Origin of the sequence: Nitrospira sp. (assembly GCA_015709715.1) — a bacterium.
Taxonomy (GTDB): Bacteria; Nitrospirota; Nitrospiria; order Nitrospirales; family Nitrospiraceae; genus Nitrospira_A.
Genome location: CP054184.1, coordinates 966488 through 990741 on the forward strand (window position 1 = coordinate 966488; position 24254 = coordinate 990741).

At 60.7% G+C, this 24254-nt stretch carries 18 protein-coding genes; 5 read left to right on the plus strand and 13 right to left on the minus strand.

Annotation, left to right across the window (positions count from 1 at the left end):
- Positions 1–14 precede the first annotated feature (14 nt).
- A complete protein-coding gene (locus HRU82_04470; GenBank protein QOJ34249.1) occupies positions 15–1259 on the minus strand; it encodes a NarK/NasA family nitrate transporter in 1245 nt (414 codons plus the stop codon).
- A gap of 157 nt (positions 1260–1416) precedes the next feature.
- On the opposite strand from HRU82_04470, the gene HRU82_04475 reads away from it, so the two are divergent.
- The 4 genes from HRU82_04475 to groL all read left to right on the plus strand — a co-directional run bounded on the left by HRU82_04475 (position 1417) and on the right by groL (position 6158).
- Positions 1417–2427 (plus strand): RNA polymerase factor sigma-32, encoded by a 1011-nt coding sequence (locus HRU82_04475; GenBank protein QOJ34250.1) that lies wholly within the window; start codon positions 1417–1419, stop codon positions 2425–2427.
- A complete protein-coding gene (locus HRU82_04480; protein ID QOJ34251.1) occupies positions 2408–3928 on the plus strand; it encodes a hypothetical protein in 1521 nt (506 codons plus the stop codon). The genes HRU82_04475 and HRU82_04480 overlap by 20 nt, the downstream gene beginning before the upstream one ends.
- Before the next feature lie 233 nt (positions 3929–4161).
- The gene (locus HRU82_04485; GenBank protein QOJ34252.1) at positions 4162–4464 is read left to right on the plus strand and encodes a co-chaperone GroES; all 303 of its coding nucleotides are present in this window, start codon (positions 4162–4164) and stop codon (positions 4462–4464) included.
- A gap of 56 nt (positions 4465–4520) precedes the next feature.
- Complete coding sequence (gene groL / locus HRU82_04490; GenBank protein ID QOJ34253.1) at positions 4521–6158, plus strand: chaperonin GroEL; 1638 nt, start codon at positions 4521–4523, stop codon at positions 6156–6158.
- Here groL and HRU82_04495 read toward each other — a convergent pair.
- Positions 6155–7918, minus strand: a complete 1764-nt coding sequence (locus tag HRU82_04495) for a hypothetical protein (GenBank protein QOJ34254.1) — start codon at positions 7916–7918, stop codon at positions 6155–6157. The two genes, groL and HRU82_04495, sit on opposite strands and share 4 nt — an antisense overlap.
- A gap of 67 nt (positions 7919–7985) precedes the next feature.
- On the opposite strand from HRU82_04495, the gene HRU82_04500 reads away from it, so the two are divergent.
- Positions 7986–10262, plus strand: a complete 2277-nt coding sequence (locus HRU82_04500; protein ID QOJ34255.1) for a hypothetical protein — start codon at positions 7986–7988, stop codon at positions 10260–10262.
- Positions 10263–10965: 703 nt separating this feature from the next.
- On the opposite strand, the gene HRU82_04505 is transcribed toward HRU82_04500, so the two are convergent.
- The 11 genes from HRU82_04505 to glnD all read right to left on the minus strand — a co-directional run bounded on the left by HRU82_04505 (position 10966) and on the right by glnD (position 24252).
- Positions 10966–11742, minus strand: coding sequence for a CBS domain-containing protein (locus tag HRU82_04505; GenBank protein QOJ34256.1), 777 nt, complete (start codon positions 11740–11742; stop codon positions 10966–10968).
- Between the two features lie 63 nt (positions 11743–11805).
- Positions 11806–13404: a ferredoxin--nitrite reductase gene (locus tag HRU82_04510; GenBank protein ID QOJ34257.1), complete on the minus strand. Its 1599-nt coding sequence runs from the start codon at positions 13402–13404 to the stop codon at positions 11806–11808.
- Positions 13404–14843: a cytochrome C552 gene (locus tag HRU82_04515; protein QOJ34258.1), complete on the minus strand. Its 1440-nt coding sequence runs from the start codon at positions 14841–14843 to the stop codon at positions 13404–13406. The genes HRU82_04510 and HRU82_04515 overlap by 1 nt, the downstream gene beginning before the upstream one ends.
- A 33-nt stretch (positions 14844–14876) precedes the next feature.
- The gene (locus HRU82_04520) at positions 14877–15908 is read right to left on the minus strand and encodes a cytochrome b N-terminal domain-containing protein (GenBank protein QOJ34259.1); all 1032 of its coding nucleotides are present in this window, start codon (positions 15906–15908) and stop codon (positions 14877–14879) included.
- 101 nt (positions 15909–16009) lie between these two features.
- Positions 16010–16456: a Rieske (2Fe-2S) protein gene (locus HRU82_04525; GenBank protein ID QOJ34260.1), complete on the minus strand. Its 447-nt coding sequence runs from the start codon at positions 16454–16456 to the stop codon at positions 16010–16012.
- 2 nt (positions 16457–16458) lie between these two features.
- Positions 16459–17628 carry an ammonium transporter gene (locus HRU82_04530; protein ID QOJ34261.1) on the minus strand — a complete coding sequence of 390 codons (1170 nt, stop codon included), beginning with the start codon at positions 17626–17628 and terminating at the stop codon, positions 16459–16461.
- Complete coding sequence (locus HRU82_04535) at positions 17625–17858, minus strand: hypothetical protein (protein ID QOJ34262.1); 234 nt, start codon at positions 17856–17858, stop codon at positions 17625–17627. Before HRU82_04535 ends, HRU82_04530 begins: the two co-directional genes overlap by 4 nt.
- An 11-nt stretch (positions 17859–17869) precedes the next feature.
- Complete coding sequence (locus HRU82_04540; protein QOJ37107.1) at positions 17870–19213, minus strand: ammonium transporter; 1344 nt, start codon at positions 19211–19213, stop codon at positions 17870–17872.
- 145 nt (positions 19214–19358) lie between these two features.
- Positions 19359–19799: a cyanase gene (gene cynS, locus HRU82_04545; GenBank protein QOJ34263.1), complete on the minus strand. Its 441-nt coding sequence runs from the start codon at positions 19797–19799 to the stop codon at positions 19359–19361.
- Positions 19800–20107: 308 nt separating this feature from the next.
- Positions 20108–21517, minus strand: a complete 1410-nt coding sequence (glnA, locus tag HRU82_04550; GenBank protein QOJ34264.1) for a type I glutamate--ammonia ligase — start codon at positions 21515–21517, stop codon at positions 20108–20110.
- A 50-nt stretch (positions 21518–21567) separates the two neighbouring features.
- Positions 21568–24252 carry a [protein-PII] uridylyltransferase gene (gene glnD / locus HRU82_04555; protein QOJ34265.1) on the minus strand — a complete coding sequence of 895 codons (2685 nt, stop codon included), beginning with the start codon at positions 24250–24252 and terminating at the stop codon, positions 21568–21570.
- Positions 24253–24254 lie beyond the last annotated feature (2 nt).

Sequence of the window (24254 nt, forward strand, 5' to 3'; positions counted from 1 at the left end):
TTCGCCATGGTGCCTCAGCTAACCCTTTTCGCCCCGCGCCTGTCAATGGGGAACACCTCGGCATCTGCCTCCTGGCCGAGCATCCGTGCCTGACACCGTAAGGCCGAGCAGACCGTCAGGGCCGCAGCCACGCTCACCAGGGCCAGCCCCGCAAAGCCGATGGCATAGGTGCCCGCGCTGCCGCGCAACAGACCGAACCAGAGGGGCAGGATGAATCCGCCGATCCCCCCGGCGGCCCCCACCAATCCCGAAGCCAGACCGATATCCCGGGGAAACCACTCCGAGACGATCTGGAAAACCACCCCGTTGCCGAATCCCAACAGCGCCACGGTTCCGACGAGCAACCCGACGGCCCAGCCCAGTGGCGGCAGAAACCCTGTGAGGGTGTTCAACAAAGCAAGCCCGAGAAAGACTCCCGCCAGCAGGCGCAGCCCACCATAACGGTCGGCCCACCGTCCACCGAACGGCCGGATCACGCTGCCGATCAACCCGCAGAGCGCAGCCACCGTCCCGCCAAAGACAGCCTCACTCCCATACTGGTCGTGCAACAACACCGGCAGGAAACTCGTCAGCCCGACGAATCCACCGAACGTGATGCCGTAGACCAGGCAGAGCCAATACACCGACGGCTGCCGAATCAAGTCCCACGCGGCTTGCCACCAAACTCCGCCCACCGCCGCCTCTCTTGGCCGCTCTTCCCGCACCGCCAGGGCAAACAGGATGAAGGTCAGGCAGAGCGGAATCAGCATCAGGCCGCAGGCGCCCTGCCAGCCGAGGGTCCCCGCCCAGCGGGGGGTCAGCCAAAAGACCAGCACGGTCCCGATATTTCCCGAAGCCACCAGTCCCAACACCAAACCTTGGTGAGCGGGAGGATAGGCCTTGCTCGCCACTGGCAAGGCCACGGCGAAACTCGCTCCGCCCGCGCCCAGCAATGAGCCAATCGCCAGCAGCTCGGAATAACTGCCGCTACCTGTGGTGGCCCAGATCACCGCGAGGGCTTGGAGCCCCAGCACGGCCAGGCCGGTTACTTTCGTGCCGTACCAGTCGCAACTCCAGCCCGCCACAATACGCAGAAGGGCGCCGCTCAGCAACGGAAGCGCGATCAACAACCCCTGCTGACCCGCCGTCAGCCGCAGCGCGTCGCCGATCGGTACGGCCAACGCACCGAATAGCAACCAAACCATAAAGCTCACGGTCAGGTGCAACCAGGCTCCCACCAACGTCGGAACATGTCCTGTCCGCAGGGCCGATTTCACCACGACAGGGGCTCTCCTACTCCTTGCATCACAGGACCCGTCGCACCTTGCGACAGCAGCCCGTGCAGGCTCCACGCACTATACGAGGCACCATTTCGCCGACGCAAGGACTCCTCACATCTGTTATAGTCTCCATTCGTACCAACCGATTCCCGATGGCATGAGCGACCGCAAACACATCGACGAAGCCGACGAAGAACTCACCGAAGACCACGTCGAGGCCGAACTCCTGGAGCCCACGGACGATGAAGTCACGGAGGAGCACGAAGCGGCGGACCGGGAACAACAGAAGGACGCGGAGGAGCCTCCCCTCTCCACGTCGCTGGTACCCGTCACCACCCTGCAACAGTACCTGACCGAAATCCGTCGATATCCCTACCTCTCCAAGGAAGAGGAGTTGCTCCTCTTCGAGGAATACCAGAAACGAGGCAGCCGCGAAGCCGCCGTGAAGCTGATCCTGGCCAACCTGCGGGTGTCGGTCTCGATCGCGTCCGAGTACCTCCATACCGGCGCCGACCACATGGATTTGATCCAGGAAGGCAATGTCGGGCTGCTACAGGCCATTAAGAAATTCGACCCGACGAAAAACGTCCGTTTTTACGCCTATGCCGCCTGGTGGGCACGCGCCTACATCCTGCGCTACCTGCTGAACACCTATCGCCTTATCAAGGTCGGCACCACGCAAGACCAACGAAAGCTCTTCTACAACCTCAAGAAGGAGAAGGCCAAACTCGAACGGGAAGGCTTCGCGCCTGACAGCAAACTGCTGGCCGACCGCTTGAACGTGCGCGAACGCGACGTCATCGAGATGGATCAGCGCCTGGGCAATTGGGAACTGTCGCTCGACCAGCCCATCGGCCCGGAGCAGGACGGCACCTTGATGGATGTCCTGCCGGCCCATGAACAGCCCGCCGACGAACAACTGGCCGACACGCAACTCAAGGCCCTGTTCCGGCGGAAACTGGCGGAGTTCATCACCACCCTCGACGAGCGGGAAGAAGATATTCTCCGCAACCGCATCCTGTCGGAAACGCCGCTCACACTCGAAGACATGGGCGCGAAGTACGGCATTACCAAGGAGCGCACGAGACAGCTGGAGGCGCGGATCATTAAACGGTTGCGCGACTTCATCAAGAAGGACGTGAAGGACTTTGACCGCCTTCGCATGTAGGGCAAGCTGTCGCTTCCTGGCTTTTGTTCTGAGCCTTCTTGCCCTCACGACCGCCGCTCACGCCGCTTCTCCCATCACGCGGGAAAATGCCAGGCCCGGCACGGCCGAATGGGTCCTGACCGACCCTGCCGACCACGAGGTCGAGGGCTACGCATCGGCCACCAGCATCCAACGGGGCGATATCCTCCGTCTCTTCGTCAGCAGCACGGACCCCAGGGTCTGGCTCACCATCTACCGTATGGGCTGGTATGGGGGGACCGGTGCGCGGCTGGTCCAAGGCGGCATCGTGATCCCCGGTGCAAGGCAACCGGTGCCCTCGCCCGATCCGGTCACCGGACTCATTGAATGCGACTGGCAGGAGTCCTACCGCCTGTCCACCAGCAGCAAGGACCAGCTGGAATGGCTGAGCGGCGTCTATCTCATCAAGTTGACCGCTCAGCCCAGCGGCAAGCAGAGCTACATCATCTTCGTCGTGCGTGAGGACAATCGAACATCCGACTTTCTGTTCCAATCCAGCGTCACCACCTTCCAGGCCTACAACAACTGGGGCGGGAAATCGACCTACCCCTCCAACAGTGTCGGCGAACGTTGGGCCAGAAAGGTCTCCTTCAACCGGCCCTATGCCATGAGCCAGCATCCCCGCGGCGTCAGCGGCACGGGCGCCGGAGAATTCTTGACCGCTCTCTCCATCCACCCCACCCGCACGATTTCCCCCGCTGGCTGGGAATACAACATGGTTCGCTGGCTGGAGCGTGAGGGCTACGACGTGACTTACAGCACGAATCTCGACACCCATCGCCAGCCGGATTTCTGGAAGGGCCACAAGGCCTGGCTCTCGGTGGGCCACGACGAATACTGGTCGCTGGAGATGCGGCGACACGTGGAGGACGCCCGCGACCATGGGGTGGGGCTCGGCTTTTTCTCGGCCAACACCTGCTACTGGCAAATCAGGCTGGAACCCAGTGTCCTCACCGGCGAACCGGACCGTACGATGGTGAGTTACAAGGAGGTCGCGCCGACGGAGGATCCTTTCGCCCTGGATGCCGACCCGACGAACGACCACCTCATCACCGTCCAATGGCGCGACCCTCCGGTCAATCGTCCGGAACAGGCGCTGGTGGGTGTCATGTTCGAAACGGTGCCGGTGGAGGGCGACATCCTCATCACCCTGCCTTCTCACGCGCTGTTTCGCGGCATAGACCTATCGCCGGACCGTCGCCTACATGGCCTGCTGGGCTACGAGATCGACCGAGCCTTTCCGAACGGCCCGCCAGGACTGACCATCCTGGCCCATTCCCCCTATCACAAGGACGGGCAGGAGGTGTTTGGCGACATGACGCTGTATCACACGGCTGGGGGTACGCCGGTCTTCGCCGCCGGAACCATCCAATGGAGCTGGGGACTCGACGACTACAACGCGCCCCAGTTACGGACGGCCCGGGCCAGCGAGCCGGTGCGGCAGATCACTCGGAATGTTCTGGCATTGCTGGCAGACCGGTGAATCCCAAACAGATATAAGCAAATACGTCTTGTATAATCAAAGAGTTACGCATTGACTGCCAAGTTGAACCGGAACTAAATATTTTTATGCCACCCATCCTATTGACTTGCCACACTTTGGCACTATCTTTCCCAACGAGTTTTCTGCAAGGTACACGTCAGAGCTGAGTTTCCAGCTTTCACACACTGTACATCAGGGCCTAGACGCTCATCACTAGTAAGGAGGGAATGGGTATGGCTACGGAAGCGAAGGACAAGAAGTCAACGGCTGCGAAGAACTTCCAACCGCTCGGTGACCGGTTGTTCGTCACCTACACCGAGGAAATGGAACGGACCTCGGGCGGCATTTACGTGCCGGACTCCGCCAAGGAGAAGCCGCAACGGGGCATCGTGCAGGCCATCGGAAAGAAGGTCGAAAACATCAAGGTCGGCGACCAGGTCTTGTTCGACAAATATTCCGGCAGCAAGCTCCGCATCGACGACGAAGAGTGCCTCATTCTGAAAGAAGAAGACATTCTGGGCATCTTCACCCACTGAACCTACCTGAACCAACCGACGAGCAGACGATCAGATTAGCTTAATGGAGGAAGACTATGGCAAAGCAACTGTTGTATAGCGAAGCGGCGCGGGCATCCATCCTGAAGGGGGTGAATCAGCTCGCCGATGCCGTGAAGGCGACGCTCGGCCCGAAGGGTCGTAATGCAATTCTCGACAAGAAGTTCGGCGCCCCGACCATCACCAAAGACGGTGTGACCGTGGCGAAGGAAGTCGAGCTGAAGAACCCGTACGAGAACATGGGCGCTCAGCTGGTGCGCGAAGTCGCCAGCAAGACCAGCGATACGGCCGGTGACGGCACCACGACCGCGACCGTGCTGGCTCAGGCCATCTACCGGGAAGGCGTGAAGAACATCACCGCCGGCGCGAACCCGATGGAAGTGAAGCGCGGCATCGATCGGGCGGTGGAAGCCGTCATCGCCGAACTCAAGAAGCTCAGTAAGCCCTGCCAGACCAAGACCGAGATTTCTCAGGTCGGCACCATCTCCGCGAACAACGACAAGACCATCGGCGACTTGATCGCCGAGGCCATGGAGAAGGTCGGTAAGGACGGCGTCATCACGGTCGAGGAAGCCAAGTCGATGACGACCTCGCTGGACGTGGTCGAGGGCATGCAATTCGATCGGGGCTACATCTCCCCCTACTTCGTGACCAACGCGGAACGGATGGAAGCCGTCATGGACGAGCCGCTCATCCTCATCAATGAGAAGAAAGTCAGCAGCATGAAGGACCTGTTGCCGGTCCTCGAGCAGGTCGCCAAGATGGGCAAGCCGCTCGTCATCATCGCGGAAGAAGTCGAAGGCGAAGCGCTGGCCACCTTGGTGGTCAACAAGCTCCGCGGCACCTTGAACGTGTCGGCGGTGAAGGCGCCGGGCTTCGGCGACCGCCGCAAGGCCATGTTGGAAGACATCGCGATCCTCACCGGCGGCCAGGTCATCTCCGAAGATCTCGGCCTGAAGCTGGAGAATGTGAAGCTCACCGACTTGGGCCGCGCGAAACGCGTCACGATCGACAAAGACAACACCACGATCGTGGAGGGTCATGGTGATCCGAAGAAAATCGAAGGCCGCGTGAAGCAGATCAAGGCCCAGATCGAAGAGACCACCTCGGACTACGATCGGGAGAAGCTGCAGGAGCGGTTGGCGAAGATCGTGGGCGGCGTGGCCGTCATCAACGTCGGCGCCGCGACCGAGACGGAAATGAAGGAAAAGAAGGCACGCGTGGAAGACGCGTTGCACGCGACCAAAGCCGCCGTCGAAGAGGGCATCGTCCCGGGCGGAGGCACGGCCTACCTGCGCTGCCTGAAGGGCTTGGATTCGATCAAGGACCTCCCGGCCGAGCAGAAAGTCGGCGTGGACATCGTGCGACGGGCGCTCGAAGAGCCGATCCGGCAGATCGCAGCCAATGCGGGTGCCGAAGGCTCCGTCGTGGTCGGACGGGTCCGCGAGGACAAGAACCAGAACGCGGGCTACAACGCCGCGACGGATGAGTACGTGGACATGATCAAGTTGGGCATCATCGACCCGACGAAGGTATCGCGCTGCGCCTTGCAGAACGCCGCCAGCGTCGCCGGCTTGATGCTGACCACCGAGGTCATGATCACGGAATTGCCGGAAGAGAAGAAAGAAGCCGCCGGCCATGCGGGTCATAACCACGGCATGGAAGGTATGTACTAAGGTTTCCGTTTCTTCTTCGCTGTCGAAGACCGGTCCGGCGGTGGCCCCGCCGGACCGGTCCCTTTTTTGGCGCTGGACAAGTTGCGGTCGAGGTGGCCCTCGGCCGCAACCAACATTGCTGCGAACAGAGGCGACGACTCCGGGTGGTAGAAGAGCGACCGGAACAGTTCATTCACCGTCGCCGTGTGCCGAGCCCGATCCTTCAGAAACTGAGCCAAGGCTGACGCCCGCGACTCCAGCCCATACCCCATCCTGATCGCGCAACGTTCAAGTTCCTCGTCGCTGTCCGGCAGGGCATGCGTCTGCAAGTCGTGCATCATCTGGAGCTTGTGCTCCACATCCCGCAGAAACCAGTAGGCTTCAGTCAACCGCACCTGATCGTCTTCGTTGACGAAACGGTGCCGCCACATCCGCTCAAGCGCACCGACCGTCCGCCGATCCAAGATGCCGGGGACGATCCGCCCCGCCAGGACCTGAATCGTCTGCACCAGAAACTCAATCTCGCGAATGCCCCCGATGCCGAGTTTCACGTTACGATGCTGATGGCCGCGCCCCGCGATCTTCTCGTCGATCATCTCCTTCACCGAGCGGACTTCACGGACGACTGCCAGGGCCCGGTCTTTGGTCAAGTTCGCTGCATCAGGCTGAAAGATGAACCGTTCCGCCATGCGCACGAACGACTCCCCAACCGCCCGCGATCCGGCGATCGGCCAGGCCTTGAGCAACGCGAGCCGCTCCCACACCTGTCCTCGCTGGGCATAGTAACGTTCATAGGCCTCGATCGATCGCGCCAGTTGCCCTACGCTCCCCTCAGCGCGCAGCCGTAGATCAACCCGAAAGACGGCCCCTTCCCTGGTCTGTTCTGCCAGAGCCTTGGTGAGGGAACGAGCGAGCATCTCGAAGTACTCTTCATTGGACAACCCATCGCTGGGTGACGAACGGCCGCGCTTCCCCTTCCTCGTTTCGCCGTCGGCGGAGGCGTAGACATAAATGAGATCGACGTCCGAGCTGTAGTTCAGTTCGTGCGCACCGAGTTTCCCCATCCCGATGACGGCAAACTCCGTTTCCACCCATTGACCGTTGGCCTGACGATGCATCGGCGTGCCGTGCACCGACCGCAGATCGCGATCGATCAGCTCATAGGCGGCATGGATGAGGACGGAGGCCAGGTCGGACAAGGCGCCGGTGGTTTCTTTCACCGTGGCGAGACGAAACAGGTCGCGCACACCGATCCGGAGCATTTCCCGCCGACGCACCCGCCGCAGTACATCCAATTTCAACTCGGTGGCCGTGAGCGTTTCAAGGTTGTGCCGCAGGGCCGCCGCCATCCCCGCCTTGGTCGGCGCCACTGTCAACACCTCTTCTTCCGCCAACCAATAGACCAACATCGGGTCGCGGATGAGGACGAACGCCAGCGAATCGCTGTTTCCGAAGATGGTGCAGAGCAGCCCCAACATCTTCGGGGAGGACTGGAGATACCGTAGCAGCGAGGCCCGGTTCCCGCCTCCGCTGAACAATCGCTCCCAGTGGTTCAACGCCTGGTCCGGATCGGCGGTCCGCGCCACCTCCGCCAGGAGATTCGGTAAAATGGTCGCGAGCAGCTTGCGCGTGTGGGGCTCGCCGGCCATGCTCTGAATGTTGGCATCGGCCTCAGCCGGCTTGGTGATGCCATAGGGCGTAAGGATGGCAGAGACCTGCGCAGGATCCAGGCCGGCGGCGACGAGCAAGGGAGTGGGATCGGGTCTGGGACGACCTTCCATGGCGCCGCATTATACTGGCGCAATTCTTCCGGTACAACGAACGTGGCTTCGGGTATACTCGCAGCCCATGCTGTCCGCGAACGTCGATCGCGAACGGATTCTCGCCGCACTCACGCCGCTCTGTCGCGGCGTGGACGCCGATATCTTGCATGACTTCGTCGCGCGGATGGATGCGGACTATTTCACCGCCTTTCCCCTAAAACTCCTCGCCGAGCACCTCGCGCTGGCGGCACTGCTCACGCCCGACCATCCTTGCGAAGTCCGGTTCGCGAAACTGGATGCCGGGCGCTGGACCATCACGATCGTCGCCTACGATTATTTCTCGGAATTCGCGACCATCTGCGGGCTGCTCTCCGCTTTCGGCCTCAACATCGAAGAAGGGCGCATCTTCACTTCGGCGGAACGCGAGCAGCCTCGCAGCAGCCGGGTACTCGATCCCTATCCGATCCGCATGAAACCGCAGGGGCGCCCCGGCCTCACGCGCAAAAAGATCGTGGACGTGTTCACCGTCAGTCCCATCGAGGGCCAGACGTTCACCGGCACGGAACAAAAACGTCTCGCCGGCCACCTCTCGCGCATGATCATATTGCTGGACGAAGGGCAATTCGACGAAGCCCGGCAGCAGGTCAACCGCCAACTGGTCGAGCACCTCGGCAAACGCCGCAGTTCCTTCAGCGGCCTGCTCCACACCGTCCAGATCACCTTCGACAACAGCCAGTCACCGACGGACACGATCGTGGACATCCGGTCCGACGACACGCCGGCGTTTCTCTACGCCTTCGCCAACGCGCTCGCGATGCGCAACGTCTACATCAGCAAGGCGCAGTTCGCGATCGAAGACGGCAAGCTCCATGACCGCTTCTACATCCGGAACCGCTTCGGGCAAAAACTGCTCGACCCCGGAGACCTCGAACAGCTGCGCCTCACCGCCGTGCTCATCAAGCAGTTCACCCATGCCCTCACCTGGGCGCCCGATCCGGCCAAAGCCTTGGAGGCCTTCGACCAATTTCTCGACCTCGTCCTCGAAGGCTCGCGCCAGGCAGGGCGCAAACAAGCCTGGGCCTTCGTGAAGGACAAGAAAACGTTTCCGATCCTGGCCCGGCTGCTGGGAGCCAGTGATTTCTTGTGGGAGGACTTTCTCCGGCGGCAACACATCAACCTGCTGCCGTTGCTGAAGGACTACCGAGACGCGCCGCTCATCAAGCCCCAGACCACCTTACGCAAGGAATTGAACCGCGTCATCGCCAAGGCCAAAACCGACGAGGCGCGCAAGGAGGCGCTCAATCGCTTCAAGGATCAGGAGCTGTTCCGCATCGACATGAAACACATCGTGGAGCCGGACACGAGTCTGCCCGACTTTTCACTGGCCATCTCGGAACTGGCCGAAGTGATCGTGGAGCGCAGCCTCGTCGACTGTCAGGAGAAGCTGACCAAACGCTACGGCGCGCCGCGTTTGGCCAGCAAGAAACCCTGCCCTATTGCAATCCTGGGCGCAGGCAAATTCGGCGGCAAGGAGATGGGCTACGCCTCCGACATCGAAGTAATCTTCGTCTATGGCGGACCGGGGCGGACCAGCGGCAAGGAGGTTATCGAGAACAGCGAATACTTCGAGCGGCTCGCGCAGGAATTTCTGCAATGGATCGAAGCCAAGCAGGAAGGTATTTTTCACATCGACGTTCGGCTACGACCCCACGGCGGCAAGGGATCGCTCGCCAACGCCTTCGATGAGGTCTGCAAGTATTACAGCGTCGACGGGCAGGCGGCTCCCTTCGAGCGGCAAGCGCTCATCAAGCTGCGTCATATTGCGGGGGACGCCGCGCTCGGCAAGAAGGTCGAGGCCCATCGCGACAGCTACGTGTATAGCAGAGAACCTTGGGACCTGACCGTGGCCCTCGACCTGCGGCGGCAACAGGTGAAGCAACTCGTCGAGCCGGGGCAGATCAATCTCAAACACAGCCACGGCGGCATCGTCACGCTGGAATATGCCATTCAATACCTGCAGGTGATGCACGGACACCGCCACCCGAGCCTGCGCACGCCCAACACGCTCCGGGCCTTGGCCGCCCTCATTGACGTGGGACTCATCCCCCGCGCGACCGGCGAGAACCTGCGCAAATCCTACCTCTTCATCCGCATGCTGATCGACGGCCTGCGCATGGTGCGCGGCAACACCAAGGACCTCGTCCTCCCGCCGCCCGACTCAGACGAGTTCATCTTCCTCGCCCGCCGCGTCGGCTACCAGACCGAAGATTGGCAGACTGGCGCAAGGCACCTGCAGACGGATATCGAAGAACACATGAAGCAAAATAGACAGTTCTTCGAAAAGATGTTCGGAAAACTGTGATGGGAACAGGCTCCCTCCCTGGGAAGAACGGCATGCCGTGAGCCGAATAGGCGCCGCATTCGGCGAGGGGGCTTCTCTGTAGACTTCTTGAAGAAATAAAGAAGCTGGAAGTCCTGGCAGGAAACGAGGCCACGGGGTCGCAGGGAGAAGCGTGCTAGTTATGAGGGAAATGGTCAAAGTCCGCTTACCGGAGCTGGTGACCGCCCAACAGTTTCTACTCCACGCAGGCCGTACAGGCCTTAGGGCAAGTTGTATCGAGCCCGCCCGCCTGACCGCTGGTGGCCGGCAGGCCGTTCAGCATCTCCAACAGCTGGAGATACGATCCCGGCGCGCGCGTCCAGAACAGGTAAACCGGTCACGGCCGAACGCGAAGAGCTCTTGGATCGTCGATGCCAGCTGCGCGAGGGCCTGTTCGATGACGGTAAAGTCGTAGCGGCCTCCTCTGGCTCAAGATCCGGCCATTCCACGCGAAGCTGCAGGCCACGCAGCGCGAATGGCCGGGATGCCACTTCACCGCGTTCGGATCGGGAGAGGAATCCGATGCGTCGGCCGCTGGAAATCCATTTCACCAGGACAAGAGCAGGCCAACGAGCAGCACGGCTATGGCGCCTCTCGTACGTCCAACTCAGATTTCCTTCTCGCATGAATCGGACGCTCGCTGAAGCGTAGCGTCGATGTGAGGCTCAAAGGTCCCTCGATCAGGCTACAGTTCCAGAATCCGCTGATAGGCCCGCAACAAATCCCCCACCGACAGCACGCCGATGATCGTGCCGTCTTCCGTGACAGGCAAGTGACGGATGCCCTCCTTCTTCATCAAGCGCAAGGCTTCCTTGATCGGTTCACTATCCTCGATGGTAACGATCGACTTGCTCATGCAAGCCAGGACGGTGGTGCTGTTGGGATCCAACCCCTTGGCAACGGCCTTCCGGCTCAGGTCGGTGTCGGTGATGATGCCGATGTAGCGGGACCCATCATCGACCAGCAGCGACCCGATGCGCCACTTCTGCAGTAGTCGCCCTGCCTCTTTGATCAACGCGCCCTTGTGAACACTGCGCACATCTTTCGACATGAACTCAGCCACGGTGCGACCGTCGATGCGCTCCCCGACCGTCCGTCGCCAATCACGCCCCACGCGCGCGGCCCGCTTCAATTCGAGCTGCGCAAGACAACTCTCCAGCACCTGCTTCCGCTGGTGAAGGCTCTCCCGATCGGTGCTATGCATCCCCGCCTCTTGCGCTTCCTCCGGCAAGAGTCCCGTCTCCCCCAGCTTGGCATAGTGATAGGCTTCCAGTTCCTCCGATGCCGCCCCGAACGTGTCGCTCAGCACCTCTTCCGCTCGGTCATCGAAGCCATCCAGCGACGCGGTCGCCTTGCGCCGTGACAAGAACGGTTGAAACGCCGACAACGTGGTACGCACCTGTTCGATATGTCGATCGAGAAGCTCGACCGATTCTTGCCCGACCTTCCCCCTCTTGGCCATGCTACCTCCTTGGTGAGAAGCAGGAGGATATCGCAACTCCGACACCGTCTCAAGCCTATACGCTTACAGAGAAGAGGGTTGCGGCGTGAGGCTGGCCGGCGCCGCAGCTGTCTCACTCCCAGGAGCCGAAGCCTTACTCGCCTTGGGCGCCGCCTTGCCGCGCACACGGTGCATTTTTTCCCGCGTGTGGTAGGGCATGAGCATCTCCAGCACGAACGGCAACCGGTCGCAGGGTACGTCTTCCATGATCTTGATCGCGGCCTTCGGATCGGGCCCGGAACGCCCCCCGACGAAGACATCGACCGCATCCACCACCTTGCCCCCCACCTTCGCCTTCTTTCCCAATAACCCCACATCGGCTACGAGATGGTTCCCGCAACCTGCAGGGCAGCCCGACCAATGGACGGTGATCGGCTTGAGCCCCTCCCCAAGCCTCCGCTCCAACGCGCGCGCTGTCTCGACGGCGCGGCTCTTGGTCTCGATGACGGCCAGGTCACAATAGTCGCTGCCCACACAACTGACGAGCCCCTTATACAGCGGCGAGGGGTTATAGGCGAATTGTTTGACCAGGGGCTCCTCGGCCAATTCGCCCACGAGCCGGTCGCTGACATGGGGAATGACGAAGGCTTGCCCCGGCGACAGCCGCACCTCGCCCGTGCCATATCGTTCAGCTAAGGCGGCAATGCCGAGCAAGTCGTTCGCCTTCACGCGACCGACCAGAATCTTGAGGCCGATGTAGTTCAGCCCCCGTTGTTTTTGCCGGAAGATTCCGATGTGGTCACGTTCCGCCGCGCCGCGCGCATCGATGCCGGCCGTGGGTAAATTTCGGCCGACACGGATCTCCACTTCATGACGCAGCCGCGCGTCCCCCCACGCCTCCACGAGAAAGGCCAGCCTCGCTTGCGTGCGGTTCTCCCGCGGTCCATGGTCACGATAGATGTGGAGGAGGGCCCGGCAGACCTCGAAGGCTTCAGCCGGGTTGACGAACATGTCCAATGGGCTCGCGATGCGATAGCCGCCGGATCCCAGCTTGCCGCCGACCAGTACATTGTAGCCATAACACTTGTCGTGGCCCAAGTCGTGGTAGGCCGGCACCAGGGCGATATCTTGCGTCTCCGTGTGGAGGCAATTGTCCGGGCAGCCGGTGACGGCGATGTTGCACTTGCGCGGCAAGTTCGTATAGGCAGGATTGCTCAATACCTCGCGATTGATGGCGCGCACGATGTCCGTGCCGTCCAACAGCTCGTTGGGGTTCAATCCGGCCACCGGACAGGTCATGACGTTGCGGACCGAATCCATGCCGGTTTGCAACGAGGTGAGGCCCGCCTCGGCCAGTTTGGCGAACACCACCGGCACGTGCTCGATCGTCAAGTGCCGCACTTGCACCTGTTGCCTGGTGGTCACATCCACAAGTCCGTTCCCATAGGTCGAGGCAATCTCCGCCAACGCACGAAGCTGGGCGCCGTTTCCTTGGCCGCCCGGTAGACGCACCCGAAGCATGAAATGGCCTGGTGTCGGATTGCGCAGAAACAGGCCATACCATTTGAGCCGCTGGACGTCGGCCTCGGAAATCGATTCCCACCCGGCCTTCGCGAAGTGAGCAATCCTCTCCCCCACCGCCAATCCATCATGCTCATTCTTGATCGCCTCGATCTTGTTCATCACGATCCTCCGTTTGAACTGCCACCGCGTTTCCCTTGCATCTCCTTGTCGTAGAATTCCAACATCTGGGCAATTTCCTCCTTGCTCAGGCCCTTCTCCACCCATCGGTGAGTTTCCCGCGCCAACAGCTCCTTCGCGACTTGCGGCGACAGTTCGCGCACCTTCGGCAGAAACTTCATGTAGAAGTGCTTGGCGACTTCATAGAATCCCTGCCAGTGCACGTAGTCCGGCGCCATCTTCGACAACCCGTGTCGCGCCCGCCTCCCTTCATGGTGCCAGAGTTCATAAAACACCCACTCGATTTCTTCATCGAACGGGGTCGGCGTGATCTTGCCCAGCTCTTTGAGCCGATCCATCGCCTCCTTGGCCGGCTTGCCGAACTTCTCGTTATAGAGGGCCACGCCGCCGTCCATCTGAGTAAAGAACCGCTCCACGATTTCGTTGCTGTGACAGGAGGAGCACACCTGCGTCATGGCTTTGCGTCGGTCCTGGTAATGCTCGAGTCTGGTCGAAACGACCGGGCGTAGCGTCCAACTGATGCGATCGCCGACGTCGTGTGTCACCTCCTGCGTTCCCGTCGCGCTCATGTGACAGGTGGCGCAGGTGGGAAACAGATAATCCTTGCCAGGGTGCCATTTGTCGGACGGTTCGGCCAGCTTCATCTTGTCCTTGTTGGCGGTGAACATGACGCCGTGTTTGCTTTCCATGTAGGCCTCGATCTGAGGGTGATCGGGCCCCATGTGACAGCGTCCGCAACTTTCCGGCTGCCGTGCCTGCGCAATCGAAAAACTGTGCCTCCCATGGCAGGCCGCACAGGTGCCCTTCGAACCGTCCGGATTCACTCGGCCGATCCCGCTATTCGGCCAGGTGGAAGGGTGCAATTTGCCGTTTTCCATGACCTTGACCACGCTCCCGTGACAGCCGGCGCAGCCGGTCGTCCCCACTTCCGGACCCTCGACCACATTGCCCAGAAAGTTGTCCAGCGACCCGATGAATTGCGCCGCCTTCGCATGGTGAGACTTGTCGAACTGCTGCGCTTCCTTATCATGGCACCGCATGCAGTCCTTCGGTGTCACCAGCGTGGACACCAGAAACCCCTCATGACCGTAGGCATCCGCATCGCCTTTCTCGGCGCGGTGACATTCCACGCAGCCGATCCCTTTCGTGGCATGACGGCTGGTTTTCCAGTCGTTGATTCCTCCGACTCCCACATCCTTCGCGACATGACAATCGATGCACTTCTTATTCTCGGCCGAGACAAACGGTCTGACGCCCCCGCCGCGCCGCTCCTCCACCTGCACGTACCCGACGCCGGTGAGCGCGAGAAACAACACCAGGCAGAGGCCGCCGATCATATAGCGGGTAAAGTTCTTCTTGCTGTTATCCGCGGACGCTGGCTCGGTCTGGGGGTGTATCTCATGGTTGATTGGTTCGTCCATTGGTCTGTCCTTCCCTTTCCCACAGTCCTGTCATCACATCTGCATATTCAGATATATCAAGAACACAACCGCCCCCACGACGATCGTTCCGACAATCGCATTGACGATTTCCATCTGCCATCCTCGTTCCGAGAGCGCTCGATCAATGAAGGGATACAACACAAAGACACCTGCCCCGCCAAGGAGGCTCCACAAGGCGACTGGCCCCGGCAACAGGGAAATCCACATGTAGGGCGCCGAGAAATACCAGGGTGGCGAAACATCGGATGCCACTTCCTGTGGATTAGCCGGCGGCCCCAGCATCGGAGGGAAGATCATGACCAGGTCTACGATCAATACCAGCAACCCCACGGCGATGGCTCCCATTTTGAGCGTGTGCTCAGGATAAAACGGGTGAAAGTGCCGGCTCCCTTCCACGTTCGTGAACCCCATGAGACGCACGATGACGACGTGGCCGAGCACCAACCCTCCGAGCAGCACCGGCAGCAGCTTGGTATGAAGATCGTAGAGCCTGAGCAGAGTCATACCGGACACCTCCTCACCACCTCGCAACAGGTACAACAAGGGAGTCCCGACCACGGGAAGCATCCCGATCATATTGGTCACCACCGTCATGCCCCAGTAGGACACGTTGTCGAAGACCAGCGAATAGCCGGTGAAGCCCATGCCGAAGGTGACGAACAGCACCAGCGACCCGCTTACCCATTTCAATTCCCCCGGCGACCGATAGGCTCGCGTAAGGAACACCCGAATCACATGAAAGAGCAGGAACAGAATCATGAGATCCACGGACGTCTTGTGTAAGCCGCGCACGAACCAGCCGAGGTAGATCTCGTTGGTAATCTGGCCGACGCTTTCGTAGGCCTTCTCGGGAGACGGCACATAATAGAACGTCAGCAACAGACCGGTTCCGACCAGAATCCCGAACAGTGTCAGCGGGATGGCACCCAGCGTGTACGGCCACCACTCCAGGTGTTCCGGCAGATCTTTCTGAATGTAGTCGATCCAGTTCTTCTCTTTTCCGGCCGGCTGACTCTCCGCCGCCCCTGTACCCATCGAGGTCATGTGTGGCATCCTTCCGGTGGAGCGATGACTGTGGGTGCGCATCTCCGATCGCAATTCAACGTTCACACTCAAAATTCAACGACGAACCCATCCCTCCGTTGCTATGTGCTCTGAATGCTCACATAGAGCTGTTCCCCGCGCTTGACCAGGTCCAAGCGATCCAACGGTCTGGGCGGAGGCCCGGAGATATTCTTTCCCGTCTTATCGAAAGTCCCCTGGTGACAGGGGCAAATGAACTGCTGGCGCTCTCGATTCCAGGAGACGAGACATCCCAGATCGGTGCAGCGTCGGGAGAACGCGGCCACGCCTTCCTCCGTCTTGAGCACCAGGATCTTTTGCCCGCCAAGATCCATCGAGACCGCCTCTCCCATCGGAATCCGCGATTCGGTCCCAATCAACACTGCTTCCGTCTGTCGCGTTGTGCGATACGGCACGAGGAACTGTAGGAACCGTAGCCCCAAGAGCCCCATCCCAAACACAAGCCCAAACCCCATGACGGCTTGACTAAGAAACCTTCGCCGACCGATATCATCGTGAATGATCGCCATGGTTAACCTGTATATCCTTTCTCTCCATGCTCATAGAGATCCAAGCCCAGCACTTCCCCCTCCTGAGCCACGCGAGACGGCAACATCGACATGAGTAGCCGCAGCAATAGCCATGTCCCTGCTCCGGCTAACGCCCAGGCCGCGCCGACCGCTAGGGCTTGGACGGCAAACTGGTACGGGTAGCCGTAGAACAGACCGTCGCTTCCGCTCGGGTTCACGTCTGTCGACGCAAACAACCCCGTTGCGATCATCCCCCAGGTCCCTCCGACCCCATGCATGCCGAAGACGTCCAACGAGTCGTCATAGCCCAGGATGAGTTTGACGTAGTTCACGACCATGTAACACAACCCTCCGGCTCCGATCCCGATGACCAGCGCCGAGAGAGGTCCGACATAGCCGGCCGCCGGCGTGATCGCCACCAGCCCCGCGACAGCCCCGCTCACGGATCCTAGGGCGGTCGGTTTGTCCCGTTGAAGCCACTCCACCGCCGTCCAGGCAGCCGCTGCCGCGGCCGCCGACAGTTGAATGGTCACGAACGCCCCTGCGACGGTTGACATTGAGGCCGAAACGGCGGCGCCGGTGAATCCAAACCAACCCACCCAGATGAGTCCCGCTCCGCAGAACGAGAAGGGCAAGTGGTTCGGCATCATCTCGATCCGGCCGTACCCCCGGCGCGGACCCAGCACAATCGCCATCACGAGGGCACTGCCCCCCGCGCTAACGTGAATGACGGCGCCCCCCGAAAAATCCAACACGCCCAGGCTTGCCAACCACCCGTTTCCCCAGAACCAATGGGACAGAGGGAGATACACGACCAACACCCAACAGGCCCCGAACACCAGAAAGAAGGAGAAGCGGACCCGTTCCACAATCGCTCCCGCAACCAAGGCCAATGCGATCGAGGCCATCACACCGCGATAGGCCGACCATAACAGGCTGCCATCGCTTGCCTGTCCGATCGGATTCGCGTTTCCGAGGTGGAAGAGGGCTTGATCTCCAAGAAACACCCATTCGAGAGAGACGATGGCCAGCACAGCGAAAGGCAGCCCCATCGTGTTCATGACGTTCTTTTTCCTCACCATGCCGCCGTAGAACAACGCGATGCCCGGCACGATCAATAGCAGGAGCGTCGTGGACATCAGTAGCCACAGGACGTGGTCGGCCGATGTCATGGCTCCTGCCTTTCCATCAACGACACCCGATATTCGCGAGGAGCGATCATCTCTAGGCTCACTTGCTGCGACCGGCTCAGATGATCAACCGCCATCAGCACCTGCGCCCACCCCAAATCGGGCACTGCGCAGAGACTATCGAGCGTCTGGGGGCCTCGCTCGCGCAACAATTCCAGAAGCCGGCTGTGGCTCAGAGACACGTCCGCTGTTTCTTCTTGCAGCATGTTCATGGCCTCCTCCCTTATGAATAGGCTCGCTCGTTATGTTGACTGATATCCAATCCCATCTGCTCTTCCTCGGGAGTCACACGTAATCCGACCGATTTATCCACGAGGGCGAGAATGGCCCAGGTTCCTATCGCGGAAAACAATGCAACCACGACGACCGTCAACACCTGTGCCTCGAAAAACCAGACATTTCCCCGCAGCAGTCCGTCGACGCCATCGGAATTCACCGCCGTAGATGCCAGCATACCGCTCAATAGAATCCCCACCACACCGGCAACCCCGTGAATGCCGACCACATCCAGCGAATCGTCGTACCCAAGACGCCCCTTGTTCATGATGGCCATGTACGACAGCCCGCCCGCAATAAGTCCCATCACGCAGGCGGACAACGGACCGACATACCCCGCTCCCGGCGTCACCATGGCCAAACCGGCGACCGCCCCGCTGGCGATCCCCAGGACTGTCGGCTTGCCGCGATGCCACCATTCAACCGTCATCCAACTGAGCGCCCCGGTCACGGCGGCCACGTGCGTGGCCACGAACGCGATGATGGCTGTCTGATTCGCTCCAAGAGCACTGCCCGCGTTGAATCCGAACCACCCGAACCAGAGTAATCCCGTTCCAAGCAACACCATCGGCAGATTGTGCGGCGCCATATAATCCGTTCCATATCCGTGCCGGGCCCCGAGCACGAAGGCGCACACAAGGGCGCTCATGCCCGAGCTCAGGTGCACCACCGCTCCGCCCGCAAAGTCCAAGGCCCCCAGACCGGCCAACCACCCTCCCCCCCAAAGCCAATGGGCGACGGGACAGTAGACGACGAGAGACCAGAGAGCCGAGAACATCAGCACCGCGCTGAACTTCATCCGCTCGGCGAAGGCGCCGGTGATCAACGCGGGTGTGATTGCCGCGAACATCAGCTGGAACACCATAAAAGCCTGATGAGGGATCGTCGGACCGTAGGTCGGATGGGGCATCAAACCCACTCCGCTCAAGCCCATCCAGTCCACACTGCCGATAAGTCCCTTGATGTCGGGACCGAATGCCAGACTGTAACCGACGAGCACCCAGAGCAAACTGACCACGCAGAGAATCGCGAAGCTCTGCATGGCAGTGCCCAGGACATTCTTGCTGCGCACCAACCCGCCGTAGAACAGGGCCAAGCCGGGCACGGTCATCGCCAAGACCAATACCGAAGAAATCAGCACCCATGCCGTATCCGGCCCGCTGACCGACAGCGACTGGCCCACCGATGATTCCGCATGAGCCCAGGCCGGCAGGATCACGCCTGTCGCCAGGGCCGATGCGGCCAGCCTCCGTCCTGCTCCGAAAGGGTTCTTCTTGTGCCGGTCCGTCATAAGAACAGTGGGCATCTCATCCTCCACAAACACAAATGGCGTCCGCGATTCCCTATGAAACGCGCCGGACGCCATTGTCCGATTCACAGGTATGGGAGCAATCGACCTGGACGCCGTTGTCCCGGTCTCTTCGCCGAATACCCCTTCAGAATGTCTTGTACTCCAGCCACTTGCCGTTCAGCGTGATCTTGCAGCGGGTCTCGCCCTGGCTGCCGGTTACTTTCTCCATGTCGATGGTGAAGTCGATCGCGCTCATGATGCCGTCGCCGAACAGTTCATTGGCCATCTCCCGCAGTGCGTCGCCGTACACGCCGATCACCTCCAGCAGCCGATACTTGAAGGGATCGACGGTAATCGGAAAGTCCGCGCGCACGGGAAAGCGACTCAACGCAGCGATCTGCTCCTTGTCCAAATCCAGCAGGCTTCCGACCTTCAACGCCTCGTCGGGAGAGAGGCGATGGTTGCCGTTCAACGCCGCCGCCACAAAGGTCGGGCTCTTCCCGACCGACTCGGCGACCTGCGCGATGGTGATTTTCCTGTTCGTCCGTTGCGCCTTGATTGCCTCGCACATTGCGTCCTTTTCCATCGTGACCTCCTGTGAAAGATGCGCGCTCGGGTCAAAAAAAACGTCCTCATCCCGATGACGGGAAGAGGACGTCGATGTCCCTGGTTACAAGGCTCCCAGTGCCTTGTCTGATGTCGGTGCCGACGACCACGTCGGCTGCAAATAAAAAGGCGTCCGCCACTCCCGAAAGAATGACGGACGCCTTTGTCCGTGTACCCGTTGTGGTGCGGAGTTCAGATCAGGCGCCGTTGCCTGGGCTCATCCGCAGGGACTACCTATACCATCCTCTCCGTTCGGCCGTCAAGCGCCCGCAACGAAGAAGGCGGCTGCTACACGTCGTAATACAGAAAGAACTCGTACGGATGCGGCCGCAGACGCATCGTATCGACTTCCTTGGCGCGCTTATACCCGATCCAGGCCTCGATCAAATCCTCACTGAACACCCCGCCCTTGAGCAGGAATTGATAATCCTTCTCCAAGTGGCTGAGGGCCTCGTCCAAGCTGCCCGGCATGGTCCGAATCTTGGCCGCTTCCTTGGCCTCGAGATCGTAGAGGTCCTTCTCTGCTGGCTCGCCCGGATTAATCTTGTTTTCGATGCCGTCCAAACCCGCCATGAGCATGGCGGAGAAGGCCAAGTAGGGATTGGCCGCAGGGTCCGGGAATCGGACTTCGATGCGCTTCGCCTTGGGGCTCGGTGAGTACATCGGAATGCGGATGCCCGCCGACCGGTTACGGCTGGAATAGGCCAGCAACACCGGCGCTTCGAAGCCCGGCGTCAACCGCTTGTATGAATTGGTCGAGGGGTTGGTAAAGGCTGCCAACGCCGGAGCATGTTTCAAGATGCCGCCGATGTAATGCAGGCAGAGCTGCGACACGCCGGCGTATTCCTTCCCCGCGAACAGCGGCTTGCCGTCCTTCCAGATGCTCTGGTGGGTATGCATGCCGGACCCGTTGTCGCCGAAGATCGGCTTCGGCATGAAGGTCACGGTCTTGCCATGGCGCCGTGCCACGTTCTTGACGATGTACTTGAACATCATCATCTTGTCCGCCGTGCGCACGAGGCTGTCGAACCGAATGTCGATTTCCGCCTGGCCTGCCGTCGCCACTTCATGGTGATGCTTTTCAGTGGCGATGCCCGCCTTTTCCATTTCGAGGACCATCTCGGTCCGGATGTCCTGCTGCGTGTCGGTCGGTGCCACCGGGAAGTAGCCTTCCTTGTGACGGATCTTGCCGCCCAGGTTGACGCCCTCTTGCCCCATGTTCCACACGCCCTCGTCGGAATCGATGTAGTAGTAGGCACTGTGGTTCGTCTGATCATAACGGGCATGGTCGAAGATGAAGAATTCCGCTTCCGGCCCCCAATAGGAGGTATCGCCAATTTTCGTGCTCTGCAGATACTTCTCTGCTTTCTGCGCGATATACCGCGGATCGCGGTCGTACATCTCACGGGTGATCGGGTCGACGACGTTGCCGATGAGGCTCAGCGTCGGTACGGAACAAAAGGGATCCATACAGGCGGTGGCGGGGTCCGGAATCAGCAGCATGTCGCTGTTGTTGATCGCCCTCCAGCCGCGGATCGACGAGCCGTCGAGGCCGGAGCCGTCCTTGAACAACCCTTCCGTCAGTTCACTGACGGGAACGGTGAAATGCTGCCAGGTCCCGATCAGGTCGACAAACTTCAAATCCACGACCTGGACCTTATTCTTCTTGGCCATCTCTAAGACTTCGCGAACGTTCATCCCCCTCCTCCTTTCAACCCCCCATGAAATGACTGTCTGCGCCCTAAACCCTATGCTGCATCCACAGTGAGAAACGCTTCGATCTTGCCGAGAATCCCCGCGCGCACCGCTTCCAGACGAACCGGATCGTCGATCTTCGTGCCGCCCTCCGCAGTCACATAAAACACGTCTGCCACCTGGTCCAATCTGGTGGAAATACGCGAGGCGTGAACCGACAACCCCAGCTGGAAGATAGCGTTGGTGATGACGAAGAGCAACCCCTGCCGGTCCTCCGCGAATACATCCAAGATGGTGAAGCGGTCGGACGTTTCATTGTCGATCCGCACCTCCGCAGGCTGCCGATGGACCGGGAGTGATCGGCCCATATTGAGCCTGGATCCGCGTCGCATCACCGACTCGATCGACTGGCGCCCCGTCAAGACCTCCGTAATCGTGTCGGCAATCGACTCTCGCCGTTCGGCGGGCGGAGCCCCCTGATAATCCGGATCGGTCACCTGGAAGGTATCGACCGCCACGCCATCCTGTCGCGTCACGATCTGCGCGTCGAGAATCTGCAACCCGCTCGCCGCCATGACCCCGGCGATCTTGGAGAACAGCCCGGGAATTAGGTCGTCATGCGCCACCACGGCGTATTCGCACGTACCCAGGTCGGCATGAAATTCCGTGTCAATCACCACCCCCCCCGGCTGGAGACGACGAATCGCGGTCAGATGGGCGGCGATGCGCCGCGGCGCGGTGCCAGAGAGGTAGCGTGGAGGAAACTGTTCCAACTCCCCACGAATCCACCTGTCGTCCTCCGGCAAGTCCGTCACCGCTTCCCGTTGGTGCATCACCTCGGTAGCAACCCTGGCCAGGCGTTCCGGCCCATCGGCCCTGTCTCGTTCGCCGGACACCTCCTGCATGGCGCGGCCGTACAGCTCCACGAGCAACGATTCCTTCCACTTGGTCAACACATCCGGGCCAACGGCGGCAATGTCGGCAGCGGTCAAGGCCAAGAGCTTGCGCAAGACTTCCGGCGTACCCACCTCACGGACAAACGGCCGCAACACCTTCTCGTCGTACGGGTCGCGCCGAAAGGCCGTATGGGCCATGAGCAGATGCCGATGTACGAGAAACATCAACGTCGCGCGCTCGCGCTCATCGAAACCGAGGCGCGCCGCCGTCTCTTCCGCCAGTCGCTTGCCGACTTCGCTATGGTCTTCCTCATGTCCCTTTCCCAAATCATGCAATAGCACGGCGAGATGGAGGAGGTCCTTTCGCTTGATCTCCCGATAGACTTCGCCCAGCGCGCCCTGATGCTCCGCTAATGCCTCGGCCTTGCCGACAGCCAGCAGGCTATGCTCATCGACCGTGTACTTGTGGTACTGGTTGAACTGCATGAGGCCCCGTACGCGTGAGAACGCGGGCACCAACTTTTCCAACAGGTGGGCGCGATGCATCGCCTCCAAGGTCCGCGCCGTGCCCGGTCCCGCCAGGATCGACATGAACGTGCGGCCGACTTCCGGCGTATGGAATCGTTCGGGCGACAGCGTTTCCGCATGGCGATGGATGTCTTCCAGCAACGAGGGATCGATGTTCAAATTGCGCGACCGAGCCAGGTCGAACAAAGTCACCAAGGCTGCCGGTTGGGCCAACACCTGCGCACGCGATTCCTTCGGCACGGTCAAGGCTTCATCCTCGACGAGAAAGTGCCGATCAATCTTCGTCGCCGGCCTCCACCGGCTCAAACGCTGCCACACAGAACGACGGCGACAACGATCGACGAACCGCATCGACGCGACGTGCAGCCCCATCGTATGCCGATAGTATTGCTGCATGAACTGCTCGACGGCGAGCAGATGGGGCCGATCGGTGAAGCCCCAATGCTGCGCTAACCACACCTGATCGTCGAACGTCAGAATCTCCTGCGCCATTCCCGCCCGAACATGGAGGCAGGCGCGCACGCGCAAGAGAAACTCCCTCGCGTCCTTGATCGTGTGATAGTCCACCGGAGACAGGATGCCACGGTCGGAGAGTTCGCGAATCGTCGGTGCGTGATAACGTGCAGCCCCGATCCATTGGAGGAGATGCAGATCGCGCAGTCCTCCCTTGCTTTTTTTGACGTTGGGCTCCAACAGATACACGGTCTCGCCGAACTTCTGATACTCCCGCTGCCGTTCCGTAACTTTCTGCTCCAAATAGGCGTCGAACCCGGTGGAGACGACCTTGTGAGCGTAGCGGGCATGGAACTGCTGGAACAGCTCGGCGCTCCCGGCGAGGAACCGCGCCTCCATCATGGAGGTACGCACGGTCAGATCGGCCAACCCCAATTCCACGCAATCCTGAATCGTCCGTACGCTGTGCCCGACTTGAAATCCGCTGTCCCACAGGGGATGGAGCACCTGCTTCACCAGGTCGGGCATCGCCTTGGCCGCGTCCGGATGGAACAGGAACATGAGATCGATGTCCGAATGGGGCGCCAATTCCCGGCGCCCATAGCCCCCCAGCGCGACCAGGCAACAATGGTGAAACCCGACCGTCGTGAGGCCTTCACCGCCGGCTCGCGCCGCGGTGCGATACCGTCCGATGATCAACCCGTCGACAAGGTCGGTGGTGGCGTTCACCACTTCATCGCCGGAGGCTCCAGCCAACAAGCGCTGCTGAATCGCCTGCCGCTGTTCGGCAAGAAGGTCGGCCGGCAGCAACGCTCCCGCTTCATGCAACAAGGGCGACCCCGCATCCAACGCGTGCGACATGG

Coding starts and splice junctions, on each gene's coding strand:
- HRU82_04475 (QOJ34250.1), top strand. CDS start 1,417: ATGAGCGACCGCAAACACATCGACGAAGCCGACGAAGAACTCACCGAA.
- HRU82_04485 (QOJ34252.1), top strand. CDS start 4,162: ATGGCTACGGAAGCGAAGGACAAGAAGTCAACGGCTGCGAAGAACTTC.
- groL (QOJ34253.1), top strand. CDS start 4,521: ATGGCAAAGCAACTGTTGTATAGCGAAGCGGCGCGGGCATCCATCCTG.
- HRU82_04495 (QOJ34254.1), bottom strand. CDS start 7,918: ATGGAAGGTCGTCCCAGACCCGATCCCACTCCCTTGCTCGTCGCCGCC.
- HRU82_04500 (QOJ34255.1), top strand. CDS start 7,986: ATGCTGTCCGCGAACGTCGATCGCGAACGGATTCTCGCCGCACTCACG.
- HRU82_04505 (QOJ34256.1), bottom strand. CDS start 11,742: ATGGCCAAGAGGGGGAAGGTCGGGCAAGAATCGGTCGAGCTTCTCGAT.
- HRU82_04510 (QOJ34257.1), bottom strand. CDS start 13,404: ATGAACAAGATCGAGGCGATCAAGAATGAGCATGATGGATTGGCGGTG.
- HRU82_04515 (QOJ34258.1), bottom strand. CDS start 14,843: ATGGACGAACCAATCAACCATGAGATACACCCCCAGACCGAGCCAGCG.
- HRU82_04520 (QOJ34259.1), bottom strand. CDS start 15,908: ATGACCTCGATGGGTACAGGGGCGGCGGAGAGTCAGCCGGCCGGAAAA.
- HRU82_04525 (QOJ34260.1), bottom strand. CDS start 16,456: ATGGCGATCATTCACGATGATATCGGTCGGCGAAGGTTTCTTAGTCAA.
- HRU82_04530 (QOJ34261.1), bottom strand. CDS start 17,628: ATGACATCGGCCGACCACGTCCTGTGGCTACTGATGTCCACGACGCTC.
- HRU82_04535 (QOJ34262.1), bottom strand. CDS start 17,858: ATGAACATGCTGCAAGAAGAAACAGCGGACGTGTCTCTGAGCCACAGC.
- HRU82_04540 (QOJ37107.1), bottom strand. CDS start 19,213: ATGACGGACCGGCACAAGAAGAACCCTTTCGGAGCAGGACGGAGGCTG.
- cynS (QOJ34263.1), bottom strand. CDS start 19,799: ATGGAAAAGGACGCAATGTGCGAGGCAATCAAGGCGCAACGGACGAAC.
- glnA (QOJ34264.1), bottom strand. CDS start 21,517: ATGAACGTTCGCGAAGTCTTAGAGATGGCCAAGAAGAATAAGGTCCAG.
- glnD (QOJ34265.1), bottom strand. CDS start 24,252: ATGTCGCACGCGTTGGATGCGGGGTCGCCCTTGTTGCATGAAGCGGGA.